This is a genomic window from Lysinibacillus sp. FSL P4-0201 (assembly GCF_038593425.1).
GTDB lineage: Bacteria > Bacillota > Bacilli > Bacillales_A > Planococcaceae > Lysinibacillus > Lysinibacillus capsici.
Genome location: NZ_CP151995.1, coordinates 175,147 through 193,699, shown reverse-complemented (window position 1 = coordinate 193,699; position 18,553 = coordinate 175,147). Strand labels below are relative to the sequence as shown.

The 18,553-nt window shown below is 36.1% G+C and carries 18 protein-coding genes; 6 read left to right on the top strand and 12 right to left on the bottom strand.

Translation table 11 applies throughout. The features are described 5' to 3' along the window. Window positions 1-225 precede the first annotated feature (225 nt). Both MKY76_RS00955 and MKY76_RS00950 read left to right on the top strand, forming a co-directional pair. Window positions 226-930, top strand: a complete 705-nt coding sequence (locus tag MKY76_RS00955; RefSeq protein ID WP_257962164.1) for a class I SAM-dependent methyltransferase — start codon at window positions 226-228, stop codon at window positions 928-930. Then, window positions 927-1,970, top strand: coding sequence for a saccharopine dehydrogenase NADP-binding domain-containing protein (locus MKY76_RS00950; protein WP_342557262.1), 1,044 nt, complete (start codon window positions 927-929; stop codon window positions 1,968-1,970). Before MKY76_RS00955 ends, MKY76_RS00950 begins: the two co-directional genes overlap by 4 nt. Before the next feature lie 51 nt (window positions 1,971-2,021). On the opposite strand, the gene MKY76_RS00945 is transcribed toward MKY76_RS00950, so the two are convergent. The 3 genes from MKY76_RS00945 to MKY76_RS00935 all read right to left on the bottom strand — a co-directional run bounded on the left by MKY76_RS00945 (window position 2,022) and on the right by MKY76_RS00935 (window position 4,324). Next, a complete protein-coding gene (locus MKY76_RS00945; protein ID WP_257962166.1) occupies window positions 2,022-2,744 on the bottom strand; it encodes an amino acid ABC transporter ATP-binding protein in 723 nt (240 codons plus the stop codon). After that, window positions 2,737-3,396 carry an amino acid ABC transporter permease gene (locus tag MKY76_RS00940; protein ID WP_036075291.1) on the bottom strand — a complete coding sequence of 220 codons (660 nt, stop codon included), beginning with the start codon at window positions 3,394-3,396 and terminating at the stop codon, window positions 2,737-2,739. Before MKY76_RS00940 ends, MKY76_RS00945 begins: the two co-directional genes overlap by 8 nt. Window positions 3,397-3,529: 133 nt before the next feature. After that, complete coding sequence (locus MKY76_RS00935; protein WP_257962167.1) at window positions 3,530-4,324, bottom strand: transporter substrate-binding domain-containing protein; 795 nt, start codon at window positions 4,322-4,324, stop codon at window positions 3,530-3,532. A gap of 422 nt (window positions 4,325-4,746) precedes the next feature. On the opposite strand from MKY76_RS00935, the gene MKY76_RS00930 reads away from it, so the two are divergent. Both MKY76_RS00930 and MKY76_RS00925 read left to right on the top strand, forming a co-directional pair. Further along, window positions 4,747-7,755: an ATP-binding protein gene (locus MKY76_RS00930; protein ID WP_342557261.1), complete on the top strand. Its 3,009-nt coding sequence runs from the start codon at window positions 4,747-4,749 to the stop codon at window positions 7,753-7,755. A gap of 14 nt (window positions 7,756-7,769) precedes the next feature. Continuing rightward, complete coding sequence (locus MKY76_RS00925; RefSeq protein ID WP_342557260.1) at window positions 7,770-8,483, top strand: DNA-binding response regulator; 714 nt, start codon at window positions 7,770-7,772, stop codon at window positions 8,481-8,483. Between the two features lie 229 nt (window positions 8,484-8,712). Here the strand turns inward: MKY76_RS00925 and MKY76_RS00920 are convergent, their stop codons facing one another. From MKY76_RS00920 to MKY76_RS00890, 7 genes are read right to left on the bottom strand one after another with little or no spacing between them, the layout of a single operon-like run. Continuing rightward, window positions 8,713-9,081, bottom strand: coding sequence for a Na+/H+ antiporter subunit G (locus tag MKY76_RS00920; RefSeq protein ID WP_048395761.1), 369 nt, complete (start codon window positions 9,079-9,081; stop codon window positions 8,713-8,715). After that, entirely contained in the window at window positions 9,059-9,343 is a 285-nt protein-coding gene (locus tag MKY76_RS00915; RefSeq protein WP_004233151.1) for a Na(+)/H(+) antiporter subunit F1, read from the bottom strand. The genes MKY76_RS00920 and MKY76_RS00915 overlap by 23 nt, the downstream gene beginning before the upstream one ends. Next, window positions 9,343-9,825 (bottom strand): Na+/H+ antiporter subunit E, encoded by a 483-nt coding sequence (locus MKY76_RS00910; protein ID WP_048395764.1) that lies wholly within the window; start codon window positions 9,823-9,825, stop codon window positions 9,343-9,345. Before MKY76_RS00910 ends, MKY76_RS00915 begins: the two co-directional genes overlap by 1 nt. Then, entirely contained in the window at window positions 9,825-11,330 is a 1,506-nt protein-coding gene (locus tag MKY76_RS00905) for a Na+/H+ antiporter subunit D (protein ID WP_342557259.1), read from the bottom strand. The genes MKY76_RS00910 and MKY76_RS00905 overlap by 1 nt, the downstream gene beginning before the upstream one ends. Further along, window positions 11,323-11,661: a Na(+)/H(+) antiporter subunit C gene (locus tag MKY76_RS00900; protein ID WP_004233143.1), complete on the bottom strand. Its 339-nt coding sequence runs from the start codon at window positions 11,659-11,661 to the stop codon at window positions 11,323-11,325. Before MKY76_RS00900 ends, MKY76_RS00905 begins: the two co-directional genes overlap by 8 nt. Window positions 11,662-11,664: 3 nt before the next feature. After that, entirely contained in the window at window positions 11,665-12,087 is a 423-nt protein-coding gene (locus MKY76_RS00895; protein ID WP_004233141.1) for a Na(+)/H(+) antiporter subunit B, read from the bottom strand. Continuing rightward, window positions 12,077-14,488, bottom strand: coding sequence for a Na+/H+ antiporter subunit A (locus MKY76_RS00890; protein WP_048395768.1), 2,412 nt, complete (start codon window positions 14,486-14,488; stop codon window positions 12,077-12,079). Before MKY76_RS00890 ends, MKY76_RS00895 begins: the two co-directional genes overlap by 11 nt. Window positions 14,489-15,052: 564 nt before the next feature. Here MKY76_RS00890 and MKY76_RS00885 point away from each other — a divergent pair. Beyond that, complete coding sequence (locus MKY76_RS00885; RefSeq protein WP_036075307.1) at window positions 15,053-15,739, top strand: histidine kinase; 687 nt, start codon at window positions 15,053-15,055, stop codon at window positions 15,737-15,739. 28 nt (window positions 15,740-15,767) lie between these two features. Here MKY76_RS00885 and MKY76_RS00880 read toward each other — a convergent pair whose 3' ends face one another. Continuing rightward, a complete protein-coding gene (locus MKY76_RS00880) occupies window positions 15,768-16,973 on the bottom strand; it encodes an MFS transporter (RefSeq protein WP_048395769.1) in 1,206 nt (401 codons plus the stop codon). Window positions 16,974-17,075: 102 nt separating this feature from the next. Between MKY76_RS00880 and MKY76_RS00875 the strand changes: the two genes are divergently transcribed. Continuing rightward, window positions 17,076-17,795: a DUF421 domain-containing protein gene (locus MKY76_RS00875; protein ID WP_082148191.1), complete on the top strand. Its 720-nt coding sequence runs from the start codon at window positions 17,076-17,078 to the stop codon at window positions 17,793-17,795. A gap of 25 nt (window positions 17,796-17,820) precedes the next feature. Here MKY76_RS00875 and MKY76_RS00870 read toward each other — a convergent pair whose 3' ends face one another. After that, a complete protein-coding gene (locus MKY76_RS00870) occupies window positions 17,821-18,525 on the bottom strand; it encodes a CBS domain-containing protein (RefSeq protein ID WP_048395772.1) in 705 nt (234 codons plus the stop codon). Window positions 18,526-18,553 lie beyond the last annotated feature (28 nt).

Genomic DNA, 18,553 nt, shown 5'->3' with positions numbered 1-18,553 from the left:
ATGCAAAAAGAGTGCCATTACAACTTATAGGAGGTCTAGCACATCAAACTATTTTCATACCTAGTTAAGGTGGTCCACCAGATATTTTTAGGGAATAGTCCTACACAGATACTAGGTGACTTCACTAAACAGTCATCAGCCTTTCATCAGAATGATTGCTTAAAGATGAAGGAATTGCTCTCGAAATTTTAACGTATAAAAATAAATTGCTTTGGAGGTATTTTAATGAATAGATCTATACATAGCTGGGACAGTCCTTCTGTCAACAATTATCAACAGTCCATTCGACAAAAAATCATAGGCTATGATCTTATTTATGACATGATGGTCAATATACTTCAGAATTTCACTCCTGCAAATAAATTTTTAGTGGTAGGTGCTGGAGGTGGACAGGAATTACTCACTTTAGGCAAATCATTTCCTTCTGCCCATTTCACAGCAGTCGATTCCTCAAAGGAAATGCTGGAGCTGGCTGCTAAACAAATTGAATCGCTACCACATCGACCTACTATTATGTGGGTTGAGAAGGATCTACTATCCTTAAGAGTAAATGAGGTTTTCGATGTAGTTAGTTGTCATTTGGTTTTGCATTTCATAAAAAGCCTTGATCAAAAGAGAACAATGCTTCAAAAGATTGCGGATAGCTTAAAAGAAAATGGAGTGTTATTTATTTCATCGATAAATGCTGATTTAACTTCACAAACGTTCAAACATGAGCTTTGTTATTGGCGAAGCTCCATGCTTCATAACGGAATAGGTGAGGATCATTGGCAACGCTTTGAGCAATCCTTTAGCGTCACAACCCATCCGATTAATCTTGAATTGCTTATTAATTTACTGAAAGAGGCTGGCTTTACAACAATCCTTCCCTATTTTAAAACACATATGATTGACGCTTTAGTCGCTATTAAAGGAGAAACTACTATATGAAAAATGGGAATATCTTAATCATCGGAGGCTATGGTGAAGTGGGAGGGAAAATTGCAAAATTATTGTTGCAAAACTATCCCAACAGAATATGGATTGCCGGAAGAAATATAGAAAAGGCTAAGGATTTCTGTGTCCAGCACAAAAATTTAGTAAGACCTCTTCAATTGGATGTGTCAGAAAAAGTGCATCCAGAGCAATTAGAAAATGTAGCACTGGTCATTATGTGTCTAGAGCAAAAGGATACTGCATTTGCACAGCTCTGCTTAAATGAAGGGATTATCTATATCGATATTACTGCAAGCTATACCTTCCTTAAAAAGTTAGAGGCACTCCACTCACTAGCTGTACAAAAACATTCTACAGCCATTTTTAGTGTTGGTATGGCTCCAGGATTGACCAACTTAATGGCCATGCATGCTGCAAGGCAATTATCCTCCCTCGAGAAGATGCATATTTCCATCTTACTTGGGGCAGGCGATACACATGGCACCGCGGCAATTCTTTGGATATTGCAACAATTAAATAAACCCTTTAGTAGCTACAACAATCATAAGGTTGCTAATTTTACTAATAAGAGAACCGTGAAATTTAAAAAGATTGGGAAACGAAGTGTGTATCAATTTAATTTCTCTGACCAGCATACATTAACAAAGCATTTCCCTTCTATTCCTATCGTCACAAGATTAGGCTTTGATGTTGAGCCACTCAATAAATTTGTATCCTTTTTACAAAAGAGTAGAATTGCTTGCCTATTAAAATTTAACGGTATACAAATCTTGCTCGCTTCACTTATTCCAAAAATTAAAATTGGTTCAGATGTGTGTGGCATACAAATAGAAGCCATTGGGACAAAACATCACAAAGAAGTAAGCTTCACATTAGACTTTCTTGATCGCGATGAATCACTTGTAACAGCGAAAGTTGCAGCATTTATAGCTAACGAGTTTCTTAACAATAAACATCCAGCAGGAGCCTATCATATTGAGGAATTATTTACATTAGACACCTTTCAGACTCAATTTGATATGTCCCTTCAATAAAAATGGCATTTAGCTCTCATCTAACGGAGAAGCTAAATGCCTGTTGTTTTATTATAAAACCTTTTCTAAAAAATCCTTTGCACGCTGTGTTGATGGCGCTGAAAAAAACTGTTCTGGAGGAGCATCCTCAATGAGCTTGCCGCCATCAAGGAAAAGAATACGATCAGCAACCTCACGAGCAAAGCCCATCTCATGTGTCACAATCAACATGGTCATCCCAGAATCTGCGAGGTTTTTCATAACAGCCAATACCTCTTTAACCATTTCAGGGTCAAGTGCCGATGTAGGCTCATCAAATAATATAACTTTAGGGTCCATGGCAAGTGCTCGCGCAATAGCAACACGTTGCTTTTGTCCTCCCGATAAACGATTTGGATATTCTAGACGCTTCTCAAACAGACCTACTTTCTTTAGTAACTCTTCTGCTTTGTTGATAGCTGTAGCCTTATCCAAACCCTTCACATTGATTGGCGCATATGTTAAATTTTCAAGCACAGTTTTATGAGGGAAAAGATGAAAATGCTGAAATACCATACCTACTTCTTCACGTATTTTCATTATATTTGTCCCTTTATCTGTCAGGACATCCCCTGCAATCGTTACCTTCCCACTTGTCGGAGTTTCTAATAAATTTAAGCAACGAAGAAATGTCGATTTACCTGATCCTGAAGGTCCAATAATAGCAATTACTTCTTTTTCATTAACTTCAGTTGATATACCCTTTAATACTTCATTCTGCCCATAAGATTTGTGTAAATCTTCAATTTTAATCACTTTTTCTCATTCCTTTCTCGATTCGTTTACCAAGGAACGTTAAAACAAGCGTCATGATGTAATAGATTACCCCTGCAAAAAGTAATGGCTCAAGATAACGGTATGTCGAACCTCCTACAATGTAGGCACGACGCATAATATCTAATGCACTGATTACTGTCACAACTGCTGTTTCTTTATTTAATGTAATAAATTCATTTACTAAGGATGGTAAAATATTTTTTACTGCTTGCGGAATAATAATATCCTTCATCATTTTTGCATATGGAATCCCCAATGCTTGTGCAGCTTCCATTTGTCCTTTATCAACTGCATTGATACCAGCACGGATAATCTCTGAAATATATGCACCTGAGTTTAAACCAAAAGCAATAATAGCTGTTGGAATAGGCTCAATTTGGATATCTAGTAATTGCGGTACTGCATAATAAATAATTAGTAATTGTAATACAAGAGGTGTACCGCGGAAAATCGACGTATAGAAATCAGCAAACCAACGTAAAAAATTCACTTTACCAATTTTACATAATGCTAAAAGTATACCTACGATAAAACCAATGATGGATGCACCGATTGCAATTTGAAGTGTAACACCTATCCCTTTTAAAATATAAGGAATAGAGGGAACGATAGCTGTAAAATCTAAATTCACAGCGCTCCCTCCTTTCTTTTTCATCATGATGTAGCTTTGTTTTTTGTACCAAACACAAATTTAGAAGAGGCTTAAAGGATAATAATGAAAAGCATAAGCGATAGCCCAAAAGTAGAGCTATCGCACGCAATTATTATTCAACTTTTTCTAACCATTTTTCTTCTAACTCTTTGATTTTGCCTTCTTCAGCTAGCTCTTTTAAAGCTTTATTAATTTTATCTTTTAAATCGCTTCCTTTTGGAACAGCGATTGCTTTGAAATCTTCAGGCTGTTCTTCCACTGGGAAAGCCTCTAATTGATCATTCGTTTTTAAATAGCCTTTCGCAACGCCACCCTCTAAAATACCTGCGTCTAAACGTTTAGACATCATATCTTGCACAATCTCAGGGATTCGCGTACGTCCTTCTACTGTTACATCAACCTTTTTCGCAATTTCATTACCTAAGTTTTCCTGAATAGATGCAGTTTGTACACCTATTTTTTTACCAGCTAAGTCAGCTTCTTTTTTAATACCGCTATCCTTTTTAACAAGGATTACTTGCTCTGTTTCATTATATTTATCTGAGAAATCTACCACTTTTTCACGCTCTGGATTCGGTGTCATACCCGAAATAACGACATCAATTTTCCCTGCTTGTAGTGCTGGCACTAAACTGTTAAAGTCCATATCTTGCACTTGCATATCAACGCCTATTTTTTCTCCAACTAATTTGATTAGATCAATATCAAATCCAATAATTTCTTCGCCTTTTGCTGCATCCACATATTCAAATGGCGCATAGTCGGCTGATGTACCAACTTTTAATACTTGCTTACCCTCTGTATCCGTAGTAGATCCTGTATCGCTTGCATTATTGTCTTTAGTGCCACATGCTGCAAGTACACCTATTACTAGTGCCAGCATCATGATGAATAACTTGTTCTTCATAAATTGTAACTCCTTTTATTTATAATTTATTGTGTATGAGAATACATTTCTCGAATATAGTTGATTGGATATTTATTCATGTTGAAGAATAAAAAATCTATCTGCTAATTAAGATATACTCTTTTGAAATAATAATCAAGATAAACTAAAAAAATTTTAGCTAAATATTATATGCATAATTTTCTGATAAGTCAATTTATTTTTGTTTTCATTCATTTTACAAAGTAACTTTACTATTTTCCGTTTTAGCATTATTTATTCCTCCATCATAAAAACAACTTAATTTCAACAGTTCAGAGATAGAGATTATTGCCATCCTTTAAGCTCGCAATATTTAGATTTCATCGCTAGTAGGAATTTTGTATTAATGCCGTAAGTTATCTTGTATAATCCAAATAAATCATTTGAAAGGGATTTTTACGATGAAAAAATTATCGTTATTGTTCGCAATTATTATTGGCTCAGTGCTGATAGCAGGCATTACCTTTTTCTTAACTCAACCAAAGTCGCATGGGCCGCAAGCGATTGAAGGTGTGATGGATTTACGTCATCATTCATTTCACGATAATACGCCTATCAAATTAGATGGAGAGTGGGAATTTATCCCGAATCATTTAGTGGACGGTGAAGCCTTTGATTCCTATCAAAGCTATCTTGTTAATGTCCCTTCAGCTTGGACAAAATATACAATTGATGGGCAACAAATACCTGTATTTGAAAGTGGGACTTATCGTCTCAAGGTTTTAATCGATGATACCGAAGATATTTTAGGAATTAAAACGAGTAACATTCGAATGTCGAACGCATTGTATATTAACGGAAAGCGAGTTGGACATAGTGGAGAGCCAGCTGAGGATAGCAGCTATATACCCCACAATACCCCATATACCGCTTATTTTTCGCCTGATAAAAAAGAACTTGAATTGATTGTTCATGTAGCCAATTTTGATTATGCACCAGGAGGAGGAATTATTAGCTCCATTTTTTTGGGGGATCAATCTAGTATTGCAAAGCTTCGAGAGGGTGCCATATTCTACGATTTAATTACCTTAGCAGGTTTTTTAACAATGTTTATCTACTTTTTTGGCTCATATCTTTATTCAAAATTTGGTATAGAACAGCTTTACTTCTCTATATTTTGTTTCGCAAGTGGGGTTTACACCCTTACTCATGGCGAAAAGTTATTACTAGACTTTATAAATATTTCCTATGCTCCATTTCAGAAAATGCAAATGATCTCTAGTATAGCTGTAGGCCTTTTTATATTGTTGTATTTTTACCGTGCTCTAATAAAACATATGAATCGTTTAGTTGTGAAAGTGTTTTGCGCAATAGGTACCCTTCTAATGCTGGTTGCATTACTTCCAACATCCATTAATTCACTATTTCAGAATATCAATTCATTGTATGTATTCGCAAATATTGTTTATATCTTCTATGTACAAATTATAGCAATTTACAAACGTGCTACTGGAGTAATGTATTTAACATTAAGCTCTCTAGCCATTTTGCTTTATTTTATCGTTGCTACTTTAAATACAAATATTAATCTTGAACTGAGTGCTCTACCACCATTGTTGCCATTTATTTGCCTGACAATGCTTTCCCTATATATTTCTCATCGTTTTGCAGATTCTTATTTAGAAAAAGGCAAGCTAACGGAGGCACTGATACGTGTAGATAAATTAAAGGATGAGTTTCTCGCTAAAACATCTCATGAATTCCAAACGCCCTTACATGGCATTATAGGCATTTCACAATCTATGCTGAAGGATAATAGTTTACCTATCTCAGCGGACGAACAAAAAGAAAAAGTATCACTTATTTTCAATATTGCAGAACGTCTATCCTATTTAGTCAATGATTTACTTGATTTTTCAAAGCTGAAGGAGAATGAATTAACATTGCGGATGGCATCTGTTGATTTATATGCCATTACACATATGACTGTAGAAGTGCTTTCCTACACGATTAGTAAGAATGTCAAAATTTATAATCATATAGAACGGGGAACCTTTGTCCAAGCTGATGAAAACCGTCTTCGCCAAATTTTATATAATTTAATTCATAACGCAGTGAAGTATACAAATGAAGGAAAAATTGATATAACTTGTTATGAGAAACAGTCATTCCTTGTGATTGAAGTTAAGGATACTGGGTGTGGGATAGCACCTGAAAATTTAAAAACCATTTTTAACCCGTTCCAACAATTCAATTATTCAATTGGTGGCAGTGGATTAGGTTTACATATTACAAAGGAGCTTGTCGAACGGCAGGGTGGGGAAATATTTGTTGATTCTATTGTCGGACAAGGCGCTACCTTTTCATTCAAATTACGAAAAGGTCAGCCGACAAATGAGGAATTACCATCAATGCCAATCCAAACATACCAGCATCCTTTCCTAACATTCCCACATATTGTTGAGAAAATAGGAAAGAAAAAAATTCTTATTGTAGATGACGATGCTGTTAATTTAAAGGTACTAATAGATATATTGACACAAGAAAACTATTCCATTATAGCAATTGATAATGGACACCATGTTTTTGAGTACCTTACACAACAACCTAGTATTGATTTATTAATTTTAGATATAATGATGCCCACTATCTCTGGCTATGAGATTTGTCAACAGGTTAGGCAACATTACACGTCTACAGAGCTACCTATTCTAATGTTGACTGCGGCGGTTCGCCCAGAGGATATGATTGCAGCCTTTCAATCTGGAGCAAATGATTTTTTACATAAACCTTTAGATGCTACCGAGCTAATGACAAGGGTTCGTAATCTTCTTTTATTGAAGGAGTCTGCAGAAACAGCTGTGAAAATGGAAACTGCGTTTTTACAAGCACAAATAAAACCGCATTTTATTTATAATGTCTTAAATTCCATTCTGTCCCTAAGCTATTTAGACTTAGATAAATCACGGGCAATGATTACAGATTTTGCTACATTTTTACGTAACAGTTTTGCCTTTGAAAATGCCAATAGTCTTGTCCCTTTGGAAAAGGAGCTTAGTCTTATTGAGGCATATGTAAATATTCATCGTACTAGATATCCTGAGCAATTAGAATTTAATATTTGCATGGATGAGCCTATCCAATGTCTTATTCCTCCTTTACTGCTTCAGCCTTTAGTAGAGAATGCCCTTCTTCATGGTTTGAAAGTCAGAAAAGAGGTTAGCGAGCTACTATTAGTTATAAGGCAGGAAGAGCATATGATGATTTTCCAACTGATTGACAACGGCATTGGGATATCTTCAGAGCTTTTAAGGCAAATTCAAAACGGTGAAAAAACAGCTAGTCAAGGCATTGGTATTTTAAATATTTCCAAAAGATTAAAAAAATTCGACAACGCTACTATCCATTTTGATAGCCACGAAAACAAAGGAACGACTGTTGAAATAAGATTTCCAATAATTACTTTATAGAGGATGTGAGCAGCTTGTTAAAAGCAGTTATTATAGATGATGAAATTTTAGCCATTCGTTTATTAGAATCCATGCTAAAGGCAAGTGGCTCTATTGAGATTATTGGAACCTTTCAGAATCCAAAAGATGGTTTAGTAAATATTGATATGTTAAAACCTGATATATTGTTTTTAGACATTGAAATGACTGAAATGACTGGACTTGAATTTGCTTCTAAAATAGAAGATGTCTCAAGCTATATAGATATTGTCTTTGTTACAGCTTACGAAAATTATGCTTTAGAGGCCTTTAATGTACAGGCTATAGATTATATTTTAAAGCCCATTGACCACAACCGACTCTTAAAAACAATTGAGCGGCTACTTGAACGAAGGCAACATAAAAAGTTGATGCAACCAATTGAACATACTTCCGTAAATGAAGGAATCAAAATTATTCATACATTACACTTCCATATACACTCAGGAAGAGTTTCAATTGGTGATACTGTATTAACTTTATCAACAAAGGAATTCCAAATTTTATTCTTTTTAGCACAGCATTGCAATCAAGCTTTTCCCGCTGCTGAGCTGTACCGACTTATTTGGGACGAGGATAGCTTTGGACAAACACAAGCCTTACGAGTTCATATCAGCAATTTAAGAAAAAAACTTGAAACGATTCCAGGTCATACAGCTAAAATCGTTATGGTAAGAGGCTCTGGGTATCAATTAGTTTTTCAAGAATAATTTGAAAGGGGAGTTGATTAAGCCAATCAACTTCCCTTTCACTTATTTAGAATCCACTTGAATGTTAAGAAATGTCCAATGTTTACTACCTTAAGCCAGTGCTCTCTCATCTTTTGTGCAGGGATTTCACCACTCTCTTTGAACAATCTATTCATCAATTATGCAGTTCTACTATTTTCATTATTTTGCACTAAAAAGACTGTTTGCTTTAGGGCAAACAGTCCTCCTCCTATTTTATCGTATGCTCTTCAGGGAACAATTTTGACTTTAATTCATCTTCACCAGAGTCCTTTGCTAATGGAACGCGAGAACGATAGGCAGCACGACAAATTAAATGCCCTGCAACGGGTGCTGTCACAAAGACGAAAAGAATACCTAAAATGAGCCGTACACTAACAAAACCGTCATGCACCCAGAAATAGATAAACGCTCCTAACAAACAGGTTAAAACCGATAATGTAGAGCTTTTAGTAGCAGCATGTGATCGTGTATATACATCTGGTAGGCGAATCATCCCAAATGCGCTAATAACACTCACAATGGAACCTATAAGAATAAGGATAACTGCTGCCCATTCAATCATTTGATTTACGTTCAACAATCACACCTCTTTCTATATATTTTGTAAATGCAATCGTTCCGATAAACGCTAAAATGCCCAAAATAAGAATAGCTTCTAAATATGCTTTAGTCTTCAATATAATAGAGACAATCGCAATAGCCGATAATAAATTAACACCAATTGTATCGAGAGCTATCGCTCGATCAGGCATTGACGGACCACGGATAACACGATATAACGACAGCGCAATGGAAATACTGAAGAAAGCAAGTGCAAGAAGTAATATATTGTTAATCATTAGCGTGTCACCTCCATTATTGCTTGTTCGAATTTCCCAATTGAGCGTATAACAGCATCCTTTGACTGTTCGATGTCCATAGCATGAATATAAAAGACATCTCCCTCTTCCGATACCTCCATGACGACAGAGCCAGGTGTTAACGTTAACAGTAAGGCAAGAGCTGTAATCTCCCAATCACCCTCTAATACAGTTTTATATGTGAAAATACCCGGTGTAATATTTAGCTTAGGTGTAGTGATTTGTCTCAATACACTATAGCTTGATAAAAATAGCTCCCAGTTAAACAGCCATAATAACTTGATAATGGAAAAGACTCTCCTCATGTAAAATTGAGTACCATAAAAGCGATGCATCGCATATAGAATACCCATACCTACAACAAAACCCATTAAAAATGTCGAAAATTGTGGTGTCACTTCATCCTGTAAAAGTAACCAAAGTGTAGCGATAAATAAATTTAAAATAAACTGCATCGCCATTATTTATTCACCTCACCTTGCCATTGTTCGCCATCTAAAACTGCATCGATATAGATAGATGGTGTATAAAGTGTTTCAGCTGCATCTGTGACAAATGGTGCCAGTTTTTCTGCCCCAATACCTAACCCAAATGTGCAAATAGCTAGTAATGTTAATGGCAACAATATACGTTTAGCTAAAGGTTTTTCATCCTCTAAGCTAATAATGGTTTCGCCGAAAAAGGAAGAAAGAAATATCCTTAACAATGAATATAAAACAATTAAACTAGAGAAAAACCCTAGACCTAATAGAACGAAATGGCCACCTTCTATCGCACCTTGTCCAATTAAAACCTTTCCTAAAAAACCACTCAGTGGGGGTATACCAGCTAATGAACACATTGCTATAAAGAACAACCATCCAAAAAAGGGGTAGTTACGAATAAGTCCACTCATCTTATCAATTACTGTTTCCCTAGTGAGATAGATCATCATGCCAACAGCTAAGAACAACATAGCCTTAGCTATCATATCGTGCATTAAATAGTAGATAACACCTTGTAAGGCTGACTCTGTGCCTACAGCTAGCCCAATTATTATAAAACCAACGCCAATTAGTACATTGTAAGAGGCTATTGTTCTAACATCACGACCTGAAAGTGCACCGATACAGCCTGCTATAATTGTGAGTCCAGCCATGATGCCCAGAGCTGTGTGTGTGACTTCAGGATTGTTAGGGAACAGCAATGTGAAGGAACGTACAAGTGCATACATCCCTACCTTTGTTAATAAAGCAGCAAATAAAGCAGCAATGGCAGTTGGTGGTACACTATAAGATCCTGGCAACCAGAAGAATAATAAAAGTCCAGCCTTCAAGCTAAAGACGATTAAGAAAATAAGCGCTACTGTTGTAATAAGAGGATTAGCTCCTGCCTCCATTACACGAACTGAAATATGGGCCATATTTAATGTGCCTACCGTTCCATACAGAAAAGCTAGTGCCACTAAGAAAATCCAAGAGGCAACAATGTTGATGAGCACATATTTCAATGCTTCACGTAGCTGAATTTTTTCGCCACCTAAGCTAATCAATGCATAGGAAGCGAGCAACATTACTTCAAAACACACAAATAAGTTAAAAATATCGCCCGTCAAAAATGAGCCATTGACACCTGCTATCATCAGCAAGGTAAATGGATAAAAATACATTTTTTCATATCTTAGCTCCATTGTAAAAATTGCATATAGCATACAAATGAGAGCTACAATATTTGCAACTAACACTAATAGTGTCGCAAATGAATCGGCTACAAATGAGATTCCAAATGGTGGTGCCCATCCACTAAAATCAATGCGCATCACACCCTGTTCTTGAATCTCTACTAATAAAATGACGCTAATGATAATAATAAAGCTCAATGTCAATAAACTGATGATACGTTGTAGCGTCACATGCTCTTTTAAAAACACCAGTAAAATAGCCGTAATTACTGGTACAATTAATGGTAAAACAATCATATTACTCATCAGGCGTACCTCTCAATTCATCAAAATTCCCTGAACCATTTGTTTTGTACGCGCGATACCCTAAAACGAGAACAAAAGCAGTGACAGCAAAGCTAATCACAATCGCTGTTAATATTAATGCTTGAGGTAATGCATCTGTATATGGTCCCTCTGATTCTCCTAATAACGGGACATCCCCTTTTTTTAAACCTCCCATAGTCAAAATCAGTAAGTGGGCAGCATGAGATAAAACAGCGGTGCCTAAAATAACACGCAATAACTGCTTCGAGAGGATTAAGTACGTCGCAACAGCTACTAATATACCTACTAAAACAAGTATTAAAGACTCCATTGGCTACTCATCCTCACTTATACTTAAAATAATTGTTACAACAACCCCCACCACTGTTAAAGCCACACCTGCTTCAAAAATAGTGACAGTTGAAAAGCCCATTTTCCCAAAGATAGGAACATCTATATACGTATGTGCTTGTGTTAAAAATGGGACATCGAAAAACAACGAACCTATTGCTGTTCCAGTTGCAAGCAATACACCAAGAGCTGCAACCTTTTTAAAGTCGAAAGGCATTCCTTTATGAACAGTTTCAATATCATAGGCTAGATATAACAAAACAATGCCTGAGGCTAACACCAGACCACCTATAAAGCCACCACCAGGAGCATGATGCCCAGCAAAGAATAAATACACGCCGAGTGTTAAAATAATGAACACGACCGCTTTGGTGACGGTCCTTAAAATCACATCATTAATTTTCATGATCTGCTTCCTCCTTTCGTGGCTTAAGCTTTGTCAGAGCATAGACCCCTAAGCCAGCAATCAGAAGAACAACAACCTCTAGCATCGTATCAAAAGCACGGAAATCCCCTAGTATGGTATTAACGATGTTGGAACCGCCAGCCAATTCATAGGCATCATTGAAGTAAGTAGCCACTGGTTCAAAGCGATCATAGTGTACGACGGCTAAGCCAACAATTGTTACGGTTGCACCAACAAAAATAGAAATCAATGCTTTTGACCATTGAACCCTTTTACGTGGTAGCTCTGGCATTAAATCTGGCAAATATTTAAAACATAAAAGGAATAAAGCTGTTGTGACTGATTCAACAACTAATTGTGTTAAAGCTAGATCTGGTGCACGGAAAATAACAAAGAAGAAGGCAATAGAATAGCCTAGTACACCATTTAGCAACATGGCTGTCACCCGACCCTTTGCGAAAATCATCCAAACAGCAGCAAAAATCATGACAAACACAAGGATTAACTCGTAGGATTCTATAGCGGAATCTTTGTCAAAATTAAAGGTCATGGCATCTGACCAAACAAAATAACCAGCGATAAGTGCAACAAAAAATACATATATATAGACAAAATAATGTGTTAAATTACCTGTCATATATTTATTGGTAAGCTTCTGTGAGCCATTTTCACTCATCTCTATCATTCGATTGTAATACGTATTAAACGTATACTTTTGTGAAAATAGACGATAAAGTGGCTTCCAGCTTTTTAATGTTTTAAATAAGATAATTCCAATAATAATGACACCTACTGTCATCAATAACTCTGCATTGATGCCATGCCATGCATGAATATGTGGTGTTAACTCACTTGTAGTTGGGAATGTTGGATAAATACTAGCCATAGCAGGCTCTAAAATATAATGACCTAATATATTAGGGAAGAAAAAGATACCAACTACCAACAAGCATAAAATAATTGGCGATATTAACATGCCAAGTGGAGCTTCGTGTGGTTTTTTATCAATCTTCTCTGGCTGTAGTTTACCCAAAAATGTACGACTAATTAAAATCAAACTATAGACAAAGGTAAAGATACTTGCCACCCATGCTACTATAGGGAAAAACAGCCCTATATCAGCAATAGAGAATGCTTCTACATCACGAATAGCCAATACTGCTGCAAAAAACATTTCCTTACTTAAAAAGCCATTAAATGGTGGCAGTCCTGCCATTGAGAAGCTACCAATCACAGCAATTGTAAAAGTGATAGGCATGAAAGACATTAAGCCACCTAAACGACGAATATCACGAGTACCTACTTCATGATCGACAATTCCAACCATCATGAATAAAGCTCCTTTAAAGGTCGAATGATTCACAAGGTGAAATAGCGCTGCAAAGCTTGCTTGGGTGTAAAGAATTGAGTTTTCCTCATAGCCATAATAATGACCAACAGACCCAAGACCAAAGAGACTCATAATTAAACCAAGCTGACTCACTGTTGAAAAGGCTAATAATGCTTTTAAATCCGTCTGACGGACAGCATTAAAGGAGCCCCAGAATAATGTAACTAGGCCGATAACACTAACTAGCCAGAACCATACTGCCTCTCCTCCAAAAACCGGTGAAAAACGAGCAACTAAATAAATGCCTGCCTTCACCATTGTTGCGGAATGTAAGTAAGCACTAACAGGTGTTGGGGCCTCCATAGCATCAGGCAACCAAATGTGGAATGGAAATTGTGCAGATTTTGTAAAAGCCCCTAGTAAAATTAGAATAAGCGCTGGCGTAAATAAGGTATGATCTCGTATAACCTCTACATTAGCTACAATTTCACGAATACTAAATGTATGAGAAGCTACATAGAGCATTAAGAAACCCGCAAGCATTGAGAGTCCGCCAAAGACGGTAATCATCATCGCTTTTTTAGCACCTGCCCGAGAAGCCTTTCTATGATGCCAAAATGCGATTAATAGGAATGATGACACACTTGTTAATTCCCAAAATGTGTATAATACCATTAGGTTATCTGAAAAAACAACGCCAAGCATAGCGCCCATGAATAGTAATAAATAGCAGTAAAAATGATGAAGAGATTCTTTCGTTGATAAATAAAAAATAGAATATAAAATGACTAAACTACCTACACCTGTAATCAGCAGACCAAAAATCATACTGAGTCCATCTAGGTAAGTTGTGAAATTTATATTAAAAGAGGGAATCCACTCATATGTATGAATAAAGGTTTTACCCTCGGCTAATTGAGGAATATAGCGAGCGAGTAAAAGAAACAAGATGAATGGAACAGATAAAACAAACCAGCCAAGATGTGTGACACGCCTTAGTCGCCTGTAAAGCAATGGAATTAGAGCAGCACAAACAAATGGCAAAAGTATCGCAATGAGAACTGTGACCAAATGAAAACCTCCTACTATCTAAATCATCTAGCAAATTTTTGTGGTGATGGGCATGTAAAGTGCTAAGACTTTAGAAATTTGTTCAAGCTAAGGAACATATTAGATGTATTCTTGAAATTTATTAATGGAATGTGGTGGGGTATTAAAGTGCCTAATTGTTTATAAAAACGGTTATTTTAGTTATTTAGTCACTTCTAACCCGATGCAAGCCTAAATAACTTGTGGAAAATCAGATAATTTATACAGTTACAACTCAGTTAATATCAGCATAATGAAGACACTTGACTATCTATTTAACTCACTGCATAATAGTGTGGCATATGAAAGCAAATTAGCATAGATGCACAGAATGCATAAATTAAATAATCTCTAATTATCGATTTAAGCTTAATCCTTCAAGGGTTTTCCAATACATTTTCGTTAACTTTTATACATTTTTAAGTATACAATATAAATGAGCATAATGCACTGTAACAGCATCGATTTTAGCTGTTTTAGGATAATTTTTTCAAAATCAACAGTGAAATTAACAAAATACCAACAGATAAGAGGTGTACATTTTTTATGAAGCATGTAAAAGGGCGTTTGGATGAAAGTATATTAGTTTGTGTTTATTACGGCTTAAATGGCGAACGTTTGATTCGTCGTGGTCATAAGATGGCCACAATGCTTGATTGCCCACTCTATATTCTTTCAGTCGATTCGCAACCCCTTGATGCATTTGACGCAGAGAAATCTAGTTATATAGAGCAATGGAAAAAGTTATCAGATGAACTTGAGGTTGAAAAATTTATTTTGCAAGATAATGAAAAACGCCCCATACAAAAGGTTATTGCAGAGGTCGCGAAGAATTATAGTATTTCACAAATTATCGTAGGGCAAAGCGCACAAAGCCGTTGGGAGGAAATCACTAAAGGTTCGTTCTTAAACGTACTGTTAAAGGAAGTTCCTTTTGTTGATTTTCATATCGTAGCTGTTCAACGCCCAACCGATGATGATGCAAATGAAACATATGAAAAAGGAGTACGTGCTTACTTAATTAAAGAACAGGAGAACTTTAAAGTAGCATTTACATGTCCTAAGTATGTATCGATTGAAGGTATATTCTTCAAAGAAATTGGCACAGATTTTGACAATGGCATCTTTAAATTTACTTACAACGATAAAATGCATGAAGTTCATATTTCAGAGGGCTATGTAATTGATCAGGAAAAATTGCCAGCAGAATTTTTAGCTCCATTAAGACAATAAAAAAACGCGTAGATACGCGTTTTTTTTATTAGACAGCAGCTGAAGCAGGTTTATCTTTCGGTAAGAAGAAGGCAACTAGTAATAATAAAGGTAATAATGAAACAACAATCATTGTAAAATCAATGCCTTTATGATCCATTAAAACGCCGATAACCATTGCCCCTATTGCGCCCATTCCAAAAGCAAATCCTGTTGTTAAACCTGCCATGGTGCCAATTTTTGTTGGGACTAACTCTTGCGCATAGACCACCGTTACGGAGAAGCTAATCATAATCAACGTACCAATAATAACTAAAAATATCATAGCCGCCCATAATGGTACATATGGCAATGCTAAACAAAATGGCATAGGGCCAACTACAGAAAGGATAATGACATTTTTCCTACCAATACGGTCTGATAAAGAACCTCCGAAAAAGGTACCTACTACACCAAATGCCATGAAGGTGAATATTAATATTTGCCCTAGTCGAAGGCTGACCTCATAGTGATCCATTAGATAAAACACATAAAAACTTGTTATATTTGTTGTATAAAATGATCGTGCAAAAATAATTGTAAATAATAATGTTAATGCGATTCCTACTTGTTTCTTTGTTAATGGAGGCAATGTTGAGACGAGTACACGCTTTTTCTTAGTTGCACGCTCCTGCTCCAATTGTTTTTTATACCATGTAGCAATTTTACTTAATAAAATGATACCAAACGTTGCAATTACTAATATGATCGCAGCCCCACGTTGCCCTAAAATATCAAAGATATAAGCACTAATTAATGGTGCTAGTGCTTGCCCTGAATTTCCCCCCACTTGATAAATTGACTGCGCAAGTCCTCGTTTAGATCCAGCTGCCATAAAGGAAACTCTCGATCCCTCAGGGTGAAAAATAGCTGACCCGAAGCCTATAAATAATACCGCAATAATAATAATCCAATACTGCGTTGTGAACGCTATAATAGCAATCCCTATAAATGAACTAATCATACCGATAGGTAAAGCATAAGGCATTGGTTTTTTATCACTAATAAAGCCTACCGCAGGCTGCAATGCAGAAGCAAATATGTTTAATACAAAAGAAATCATTCCAATTTGTGTAAAGGTCAATCCTAATTCACTCTTAAATATCGGAAACATCGCTGGGATAACAGCTTGCATCGTATCATTGATTAGGTGAGCAACACCGATTGCAATCATTATTGGATAGATTGGATTGGTTACATTTAATTGTTTATTCATGTTGCCACCTCACTCTTATTTTGTTTAAAAATGATTGTCGCATACTATCGACCATTTTGCACAAGCTATAGTTCGACAGCTGTAAAAGGAGTTGATATATGCATGGAAAGCTTTATTCATGCTCACTTTTGGGAAATGATTCTACGAACAACACTTTCGTTTTTTGCCTTACTAATTCTGGCACGTCTACTTGGTAAAAAACAATTAGGCCAGTTAACGTTTTTCCATTACATTACAGGTATTACATTTGGGTCGATCGCTTCAGAAATTGCCTCTCAGGAAGAAACACCATTTTTAGATGGTTTGATTTCTCTCGTTTGGTGGAGTGCTTTAACGTATTTGATGACCGTTATTACGATTAAATCTAAAAAAGCACGCGTTCTCATTGATGATAAACCAACAATTGTTATTCAAAAGGGTCTTATATTAGAATCAGCACTACAAAAAAACCGTCTTCATCTAGATGAGCTTACAATGATGTTACGTGAACAAGCCATTTTCTCCGTACAGGACGTTGAGTATGCTTTACTAGAAACGAATGGAAAGCTCAGTGTGCTACAAAAAACCTCTGAACAAGTGGCTACAAAGCAGGATGTTAAAGCCGATGTATCACCACCTACCTACCTTCCTACAGAAGTTATTTCTGATGGTCAACTTATTACCGAGAATATTGTTGAACTTGAGCTGACAGAAGACTGGGTAATAAAGAAATTGAAAAAGCAAAATGTGCATTCTGTAGAAGAAGTTTATTTTGCTCAAGTCCAAACAAATGGTTCCTTGTACATCAGCTTAAAAGATAAAGCGAGACATTCAAGCCCTTAATTGCTTGTCTAGTCTCGTTTTTTTGTTAATCAATTTTGACAATATCTAAGGGCGTAATAATACCGAGTAATCTTTGATGTGGTTGACCATGCTCCGTTATTAATAATGCCTCAAAGCGTCTCCCTCTTTCGACTCCTTGTTTAAATATTTCCTCAGCCTCATAGATGGATATCGTTCTACTGACAAATTTGTAATTCACTCTATTTTTCTCATGCAATAAGATATCATGCAGTGTTGGTATTCTTTTCGGTAAATGATCACCACCCATCTTTGACGCAAGCCAATTTGTGATTCCTACTGTTGTGATGAGCCCCTTAAACTGCTTATTATAATAAACAGGAAATTGTGTATATTTGCGCTGACGTATCACTTTTAAAACATGTTTTAAAGAATCATTTTCTTGAAAAATCAATACTCTTTTACGGAACATTTGCCCCACAAGCGTTGGCTTAGCAAGGGTAGCATCTATGTATTCAATTCGTTCTACAACATCAGTATGTGGCTCTGCAATCACATAATGTAATGATGTACGATGATGCACAATCGCATTTCGTAAGTCTGCATATGAGCGGAGATCATCTTCATATTTCTTCACCAAGACATCCTTTTTCTTTGCTTGATCAATCAGCCGATAAAAAGGCATAAAATCCTTCGCACCTACAATATCTCTCAGTCTATGATCTATTCGATTAAACGCTGTCAGGAAACGATCGGAATTTTCAGTTCCCACTTTTCATGTCCCTTCTTTCTATAGTAGT

What these genes read in the sequence shown, in the direction of transcription:
- MKY76_RS00955 (WP_257962164.1), top strand. Translation starts at nt 226, where the DNA reads ATGAATAGATCTATACATAGCTGGGACAGTCCTTCTGTCAACAATTAT.
- MKY76_RS00950 (WP_342557262.1), top strand. Translation starts at nt 927, where the DNA reads ATGAAAAATGGGAATATCTTAATCATCGGAGGCTATGGTGAAGTGGGA.
- MKY76_RS00935 (WP_257962167.1), bottom strand. Translation starts at nt 4,324, where the DNA reads ATGAAGAACAAGTTATTCATCATGATGCTGGCACTAGTAATAGGTGTA.
- MKY76_RS00930 (WP_342557261.1), top strand. Translation starts at nt 4,747, where the DNA reads ATGAAAAAATTATCGTTATTGTTCGCAATTATTATTGGCTCAGTGCTG.
- MKY76_RS00915 (WP_004233151.1), bottom strand. Translation starts at nt 9,343, where the DNA reads ATGATTAACAATATATTACTTCTTGCACTTGCTTTCTTCAGTATTTCC.
- MKY76_RS00910 (WP_048395764.1), bottom strand. Translation starts at nt 9,825, where the DNA reads ATGGCGATGCAGTTTATTTTAAATTTATTTATCGCTACACTTTGGTTA.
- MKY76_RS00905 (WP_342557259.1), bottom strand. Translation starts at nt 11,330, where the DNA reads ATGAGTAATATGATTGTTTTACCATTAATTGTACCAGTAATTACGGCT.
- MKY76_RS00900 (WP_004233143.1), bottom strand. Translation starts at nt 11,661, where the DNA reads ATGGAGTCTTTAATACTTGTTTTAGTAGGTATATTAGTAGCTGTTGCG.
- MKY76_RS00895 (WP_004233141.1), bottom strand. Translation starts at nt 12,087, where the DNA reads ATGAAAATTAATGATGTGATTTTAAGGACCGTCACCAAAGCGGTCGTG.
- MKY76_RS00885 (WP_036075307.1), top strand. Translation starts at nt 15,053, where the DNA reads ATGAAGCATGTAAAAGGGCGTTTGGATGAAAGTATATTAGTTTGTGTT.
- MKY76_RS00880 (WP_048395769.1), bottom strand. Translation starts at nt 16,973, where the DNA reads ATGAATAAACAATTAAATGTAACCAATCCAATCTATCCAATAATGATT.
- MKY76_RS00875 (WP_082148191.1), top strand. Translation starts at nt 17,076, where the DNA reads ATGGAAAGCTTTATTCATGCTCACTTTTGGGAAATGATTCTACGAACA.